Source organism: Streptomyces sp. NPDC015032 (assembly GCF_043080425.1).
Taxonomy (GTDB): domain Bacteria; phylum Actinomycetota; class Actinomycetes; order Streptomycetales; family Streptomycetaceae; genus Streptomyces.
The window spans coordinates 1-4,362 of record NZ_JBIBVN010000095.1 but is presented as its reverse complement, the minus strand read 5'-3'; the positions used below and the strand labels follow the sequence as shown (position 1 = coordinate 4,362).

Annotated in this window: 5 protein-coding genes; 3 read left to right on the top strand and 2 right to left on the bottom strand. The window is 70.2% G+C overall.

What is annotated here, in order from left to right:
- Positions 1–346 precede the first annotated feature (346 nt).
- A complete protein-coding gene (locus ACF08M_RS41370; RefSeq protein WP_392190476.1) occupies positions 347–1,021 on the top strand; it encodes a hypothetical protein in 675 nt (224 codons plus the stop codon).
- Positions 1,022–1,368: 347 nt separating this feature from the next.
- On the opposite strand, the gene ACF08M_RS41365 is transcribed toward ACF08M_RS41370, so the two are convergent.
- Together ACF08M_RS41365 and ACF08M_RS41360 are read right to left on the bottom strand one after the other, a co-directional pair.
- A complete protein-coding gene (locus ACF08M_RS41365) occupies positions 1,369–1,557 on the bottom strand; it encodes a hypothetical protein (RefSeq protein ID WP_392190475.1) in 189 nt (62 codons plus the stop codon).
- Positions 1,558–1,603: 46 nt separating this feature from the next.
- On the bottom strand, positions 1,604–2,071 hold the full coding sequence (locus tag ACF08M_RS41360; RefSeq protein ID WP_392190474.1) for a hypothetical protein: 468 nt from the start codon (positions 2,069–2,071) through the stop codon (positions 1,604–1,606).
- Between the two features lie 119 nt (positions 2,072–2,190).
- Here ACF08M_RS41360 and ACF08M_RS41355 point away from each other — a divergent pair, with 119 nt between their 5' ends.
- Entirely contained in the window at positions 2,191–2,502 is a 312-nt protein-coding gene (locus ACF08M_RS41355; RefSeq protein ID WP_392190473.1) for a Mu transposase C-terminal domain-containing protein, read from the top strand.
- Positions 2,503–2,694: 192 nt separating this feature from the next.
- Complete coding sequence (locus ACF08M_RS41350) at positions 2,695–4,143, top strand: amidase (RefSeq protein WP_392190472.1); 1,449 nt, start codon at positions 2,695–2,697, stop codon at positions 4,141–4,143.
- The last annotated feature ends 219 nt before the right edge of the window (positions 4,144–4,362 follow it).

The window sequence follows — 4,362 nt, the reverse complement described above, 5'->3', positions numbered from 1 at the left end:
CCAGGTCATCCGTTCGACAGGGGGCAACAGTCATGCCGGGCCCGGAGGCCAGCGGCCCTCTTGCAGGACCGCGAAAAACATAACGGGGCGCCGCCCCAATCGGCACCAGTCTCGCCTCGCTCAAGACCCCGTCCGCGAAGGCCCTGGCCGACGCCGCGCTGAGCATGGACTCGCTTCAGTGGCAGAAGAATTTCCTGCCCTGACTCTGACCTGCACCGTCCCCGGCGAGGCCCCCGGCGCTGCTGGGGGCCTCTTGCCGTTCGGCGGGGGTATAGCGTGAGGCGGTCTTGTGCAGCCACTCGCGCCTGGCTGAGGCTTGGCTGTCACACACGGAGGGGGCACCTTGATGGGACGGTTCAAGCCCCAGAAGCAGCGGCGTGATCGGCAGCAAACACCCGCAGGTCAGCGATTCCGGATGGACGACCGGGCCGTCAGCCAGACGGAGATCCTGGCGGCCGGGGAGCAGCTGAGCAACAACGTCGACGACCACGGCCGGCTGCTCTACATGGACTCCCCCTCGCTCGAGCTGGGGCAAGTCGCCACCGGTACCGACCCGGACACCGGCACCGTGCAGACCACCGACGGCGAGGACCCGATGCCAGTGGCCCTGTTCGAACCGGAGCGCGCGATGATGTCCCGGATCCCAGGCGGCACGCCCACCGAGATCCAGGTGGAGGGCGCCATCGCGTCCGGGATGCGGCGCTTCCCCCGCGGCATCGCCGATCTGCGGGCCATCCCCGGCTGGGCCCTGCACCGACTCGCCGACGACCGGATCGAGCTGCGCTCCCCCGACGGCGGCGTCTACTCCCGCATCACCGTCCCGGCCTCGCCCGACCGGTACTCCACAGCCCTGCACCACGGGTACGTGGTGTGCTCCTACGGCCCGCAGCTCGGCGTGCGCACCCCGTCGGGCAGCACGCTGGAGCAGTACACCGACGCCAAGCGGCTGGAGGAATTCCGCACCGCCCGCGGGCGCGGCCTGGTCGCCGGCGGGATCATCGCCTACCGCAACAACCGCTGACCGCTCCGGACGGTCGAGGAGGAGATTGCATGCCTGGGGGAAGCGGCCCGGGAGCAGGGGTGGTTTGCCCAGAGCGGCGAGAAGGTCGTGGGCGAGGCCGGTCTCGCTGGTGGTGCCCGGCCCCGGGTGCAGGGTGATCCGGCCGGACGCGGATGATGGGCGGCCAGGGCAGTATGCGTGTGAATCGCGTCGTCATGGCGGTCGATGACCACGGTGACGGGCGGCGGTGGCGCGGCGAGAAACATGGCGGTGTGGTGGTCAGGCGAGGCGGCTGAAGGCCCAGCGCAGCAGCTCCTGGTCCACGCGGGCGCGGCCGGTGCGGGCCAGGGCGGTACGGGTGTGGGCGGTCAGCTGGGCCCAGGCGCGGAAGTTGCCGTGCGCGGCGTGGCTGTCGGCGAAGGCGATGTCCTCGGGTCGGCGCCGGCCCAGATCGGGTGGAACAGCGGGATGACGTCGAGAACCTCGCTGGGGGTGAGGCGGGTGAAGTGCTGCCAGATGAAGATGCGGAAGGAGAGCATCGGTTCGCGGCGCAGCACGGTGTGGCAGCCCTCTCCGCCGACGAAGATGATCGCCAGCTGCGGATCACGACGCCCCAGGCTGGGGCTCCTCGCCGTCGTAGGCCGCCAGCGCAGCCTGGCGGCATTCCAGCAGGTCGCCAAGGTCCTCGTGGGTCACGTGCTCCTGGGTCAGTGCCACCATGGCTCTGGCCTCGACCGAGGCCCATGCGTGCCGGGCGCGTTTGTTGGCGCGGCGCCTGGTGTCGCTGCGCAGGAAGCCCGCTCCCGCCGCGAACCCGGCAGAGGCCAGAGCGGCGAGGGCGGCGGGAACGCGCACGTCCGTCGAGGCCAGTCCTGCCGCTCCCGCCGTGCCCGCGAGCAGGGCCGCGGGGAAGCCGAGGGCGATGTCCGTCTTGGCCCAGAACTCGGCCCGGCGGTGGGCGAGTTTCCTCTGGCGCGTCGCCTCGTCTCTCAGCAGCTCGATCTCGGCACGCAGGCGGTGCGCGAACTCGTCCGGACTCAGGCGCGTGGTTCCGTCCGCGGGAGTGACCATAAAGGCATTCCAACACGCCTGCATCAGAAGGTACTTGGCGAGCCCGGACAGCCTTCGGGCGCGGCGGACGTGGGCTTCCCACAATGGTGTGCCGCCAAGTCGTGTAGCCGATCTTGCCGGTGCGGTGGCAGGCCATCACTGAACGTGGCATCCGTCTCCATCACCGCACCTACGACCACGATCTGCTGGGCCCCTGCCGGGGCCAGGACTCCCAAGTAGCGGCCGGGGGCGGGAAATGGGAAGTCCACACCAACCCGCACGACGTTCGCCAGATCTGGGTACGGCTCCCCGACGGGGAGCTCGCCGAGATCCCGTGGATCCACCGCGAGCACGTCCACCATCCGTTCAACGACCGCACCTGGCAGTACTGGAAGAGTGGTGTCGAAGTCTTCGGTGGGGCCGGGTGGGGGGGTGCCTCCCGTTTCTCGTGAACATTCCCGCGCCCGTCGACCTCCAGCCGCTGCCCGGAGTGCCGGACAAAGCTGCTGCTCAAAGTGAGAAAAGCCACACCCCGACATGGTCCCCCACGTCCGCTAAGGTCGGCTTAGACCCGCCCTGAACTGGGATTTTGCGTCGGCCACAGCGATGTGATCGCCGCGGGTCTGGCCTTTCCTGGAGATTGCATGACCGATCTAGCATTTCGCTCCGCAGGTCAGCTCGCTGCCGCAGTCGCGGCGAAGGAGGTGTCGAGCATCGAGTTGCTCGACCACTACCTCGCCCGGGTGGAGCGGCTCGATCCGAAGGTGAACGCCATCGTCGCCCGGGACGAGGAGGGTGCGAGAGCCGCGGCACTGGCGGCCGACCGCGCGGTCTCCCGTGGCGAGCCGCTCGGCCGCCTGCACGGCGTCCCCGTAACGATCAAGGACAGTCTCGAGGTTGCGGGCATGCGGACCACCGGGGGTTCGGCCCGCTGGGGAGAGCATGTCTCGACGAGCGACGCCGAGTCGGTTGCGCGGCTCAAGAACGCGGGAGCGGTCGTCTTCGGCAAGTCCAACATGCCGCCCGACGCCCGGGACTGGCAGACCTACAACGAGGTCTACGGGACCACGAACAATCCGTGGGACCCGACCCGCGGACCCGGCGGTTCGTCCGGTGGGTCCGCCGCGGCAGTCGCCGCGGGGCTGACCGGCCTGGAGCTCGGCGGCGACACGGCAGGCTCGATCCGGGTGCCTGCCCACTTCTGCGGCATCTACGGGCTGCGCCCGTCGTTCGGGATCGTGCCGAGGTACGGGAGCGTCTCGGGACATGCTCCTGGGACGCTGGCAGATTTCGACATGGCGGTACTGAGCCCGCTCGGCAGGCACGCCGACGACCTCGAACTGGGTCTCGACGTCCTCGCAGGAGCGGACCACGACCGCGCCCCGGGATGGCGGCTGGAGCTGCCCGCCGCCAGGTCGAGCACTCTGCGGGACTTCCGGGTCGCGGCATGGGTCGACGACCCGTTCTGCCCCATCGACAGCGAGCTGGTCGCGATCATGCAGGCGACGCTGGAAGCGGTGCGGGCCGAGGGCGCTGTCGTGGTCGAGGGCAAGGGGCCGGTCGGGCTCGAAGAGACGATGGCCCTCTACCAGCCGTTGCTGATGGCACAGAGCGGGCTGGTCGAGCCGGACGAGTCGTATGCCGGGCTCGTGGAGCTCGCCACGGCGGAAGGGGCCGCAGGCGGGTTCGCGTCGGACCTGACGCTCCGCTTCCGTGACTGGCACGACCTCGACGAACGTCGGCAGCACTCCCGCCGCCGCTGGGCCGAGTTCTTCCGCGACGTCGACGTGCTCATCTGCCCGGTGAGCCCCACGGCTGCCTTCCCCCACGACCACCGACCCGACCCCGGCTGGTCGGTCCGAACTCTGCGGGTCGACGACGCCGACCGGCCGTATCGCGAGATGCTCACGTGGATGGCGCCGTCGTCGGTCAACCATCTGCCCGCGGCGGTGGCACCTGTCGGGGCGACCCGGGACGGGCTTCCGGTCGGTATCCAGGTGATCGCGCCCTACCTGCACGACCGCACCGCGGTCCAGTTCGTGCGGTGCCTTGCGGAGGTGATCAGCGGGTTCCGCCGCCCGCCGGGATTCTGAGAGCCGCCACCGGGCCGCCCGCCTGCGATGCGGCGGCGGGCGACCTGGCCACCGCGCTCTCGTCGTGTGCGGAGCACTTCCCTGGCCGAGGGTGCCTGCGGGCAGGCCGGGTCGGTCGTGGTCAACCGTTCCTAGTCAGTGAGCAGGAGTGAGTCTTGGACCCACTGCCCGGCACTGCGCGTATCCCGAACGGTTTTGGATGCGCTGGTCTCCCGCGTT

Coding starts and splice junctions, on each gene's coding strand:
- ACF08M_RS41370 (WP_392190476.1), top strand. CDS start 347: ATGGGACGGTTCAAGCCCCAGAAGCAGCGGCGTGATCGGCAGCAAACA.
- ACF08M_RS41360 (WP_392190474.1), bottom strand. CDS start 2,071: ATGGTCACTCCCGCGGACGGAACCACGCGCCTGAGTCCGGACGAGTTC.
- ACF08M_RS41350 (WP_392190472.1), top strand. CDS start 2,695: ATGACCGATCTAGCATTTCGCTCCGCAGGTCAGCTCGCTGCCGCAGTC.